Annotated in this window: 1 protein-coding gene; it reads right to left on the bottom strand. The window is 37.8% G+C overall.

Annotated features, from left to right (window positions below; genetic code table 11):
* Positions 1 to 459: 459 nt before the first annotated feature.
* Positions 460 to 1,734 carry an IS110 family RNA-guided transposase gene (locus BSO02S_RS25905; protein WP_066074905.1) on the bottom strand — a complete coding sequence of 425 codons (1,275 nt, stop codon included), beginning with the start codon at positions 1,732 to 1,734 and terminating at the stop codon, positions 460 to 462.
* Positions 1,735 to 1,847: the final 113 nt, after the last annotated feature.

The raw sequence follows: 1,847 nt of genomic DNA on the forward strand, positions 1-1,847 counted from the left end.
TTCAACTCCCTCAGTTTAATACGATTTTCTCACGAATACTCGCTTATTCGCAGGATTTCATAACCCTTGATATTTGATTTAACGATTAATTGAATGAGTTCAGGTCATTATGGCTCCGTGAAGGCATAGTTAAATAAAGGAGTGACATTCAACTCCACATTTTACCATATGATGTACATTCTCCACGCCGCCCCTGGAGGCTTTCCCTCCCATGTCTCAACGGGTCATTTGCCCTATCATTCCTTCGTCATGCCTATCCAAGGGGTGGAGGCCAGTTATGCTAACGGGATGGGTCAGTGCCCTTTTGTTGAAGAAACCTGGTACTCCGTACATATTTGAAATCCTACGAATAAGCCAACATTCGGGTAGTAAAAAGTTAACAATCACTCTTTTTTTTAGATTTATTAGAGTTTATCCTTTCAGGGAAACTAGTAAGTGTTTATAAGAATCTATTTGAATTTATGCTGCTAAAGAAGTTAAAGGTTGTAATTTTTCTGGACAATAGGATTCATTTCGTTTGGCTAATCCTACAAATATTCGAGCCAGTTTACCAACCAATTTCATAATTGATTTCATCTTTTTGATCTTTTTCACCTTAACATTTAATGTGTGAATAGCTTTAAACTCAGGGTTGTTCATGACAAGGCTCATCGTCGCTAAGTAGAGGAAACGCCTCAGCCTAGATCTTCCTCGTTTAGAAATGACAATTTGACCTTTCCACTTTCCCGAACTTGCTTCAGCTAGGTGCAATCCTGCATGACGTAGTAAAGAATTACCGTGGGCAAAGCCACTTAAATCCCCAGCTTCTCCTAATATACCAGCCAATGAAATCTCACTAATTCCTTTAATGGTAAGCAAATGATTGGCATAAGGAATTTGTTTAAGTACTTCTGTTACTTGTTCTTCAACTCTTACGAGTTGTGTTGTTGCGAGGTCATATTCCTCTAGTAATTGTTGTAGATGAAATTTATAAGCATCAAGTGCTTGCCTCGTACCTATTGAGCGTTTAGCTAATTGAATAAGTAATTGGGCTTTCCTTAAACCAGGCTGTCTCTTCATCAAAGACTTCCATTCAATAACCACGTTTTGAGGTTGCATTGAACGTAATTCTATTGGGGTGGGAAATAATCGAAGGGTTGCGATTGCTCCTTTACCAGTCACATCCTTAAATACTTGTCGTAGCTCTGGAAAGACAATGTCTACCCAACGATTTATTTGGTTGATTGAACTTACGAGACGCTTAACAATCACGTCACGGTTAGACATAAGAACTCGAAGTTGCTCAAATGATTCAGAAGTCGGACGAACGATGGCATAATAACCATTCTTCACCATATCGGCAATAACTAGTGCATCTTTTTTATCGCTTTTTGACTGGGTATTATCTCGGTTCTCTTTATTCCTTTTTACATGATATGGATTTACTGTTACTACATCAATATTCTGTTCGAAAAGCCATTTTGATAGATTAATCCAGTAATGTCCCGTAGGTTCCATGCCGACTATAGCTGTATTTAATTTATTAATCCTTTTTAGTTCGTTAATCCATTTCAATAAAATAGTAAATCCATCTTCGTTATTTTCAAATGTAAGAGGATCTCCGACTACGATTCCACGGAAATTCACTGCTCGAGCGACGTGAAATTGTTGAGCAATATCTACACCAACAACGAGGTGTTTATCGGAAATTCTTTCTATTAGTTGATTTTGCTTGTCTTGCATTTTAAACTTCATAGTAAGGGTTCCTCCTAAGATTGTGAGTTAGAGTGGTGTCTATACTCATATCTTACTGAGGGGCTCTGTTTTTTTCAAAGTTCAAATTTAACCATCTACAGGAATGCTAACGG

This window comes from Neobacillus soli NBRC 102451 (genome assembly GCF_001591665.1).
Lineage (GTDB): Bacteria > Bacillota > Bacilli > Bacillales > Cytobacillaceae > Neobacillus > Neobacillus soli.

Coding starts and splice junctions, on each gene's coding strand:
- BSO02S_RS25905 (WP_066074905.1), bottom strand. CDS start 1,734: ATGAAGTTTAAAATGCAAGACAAGCAAAATCAACTAATAGAAAGAATT.